This window comes from Enterobacter cloacae complex sp. S3 (assembly GCF_014930495.1).
GTDB lineage: Bacteria > Pseudomonadota > Gammaproteobacteria > Enterobacterales > Enterobacteriaceae > Enterobacter > Enterobacter asburiae_B.
Genome location: NZ_JADBRD010000121.1, coordinates 1 through 271, shown reverse-complemented (window position 1 = coordinate 271; position 271 = coordinate 1). Strand labels below are relative to the sequence as shown.

Annotated in this window: 1 protein-coding gene; it reads right to left on the bottom strand. The window is 43.9% G+C overall.

The genetic code is table 11. The features are described from left to right. Positions 1 to 9: 9 nt before the first annotated feature. Positions 10 to 207 (bottom strand): hypothetical protein, encoded by a 198-nt coding sequence (locus IM317_RS23775; RefSeq protein ID WP_004189776.1) that lies wholly within the window; start codon positions 205 to 207, stop codon positions 10 to 12. Positions 208 to 271 lie beyond the last annotated feature (64 nt).

Below are 271 nucleotides of genomic sequence, written 5' to 3'. Positions count from 1 at the left end.
GAACAAATATCATGCGATAACCGTAAATATTAAAAGCTTATCTCTAGCCGTGAAATACTTTCTGTTCAGGGGAGTTAATTTCGCTAATAAGGAAAATATTTCGCCGTCGGCAAGGGGAAAAGGATCGCCGCCTTCGCCACAGGCGCAATATATCGCGCGGGCCGTCATCGTAAGAAGATAAATGGCGATGGCAAGCCGTTGTAACATAACCTCTTCATCTCCGTCATCACGGATAAGAGCCAGAAATAGCGCTAAATGACAACAAATATCA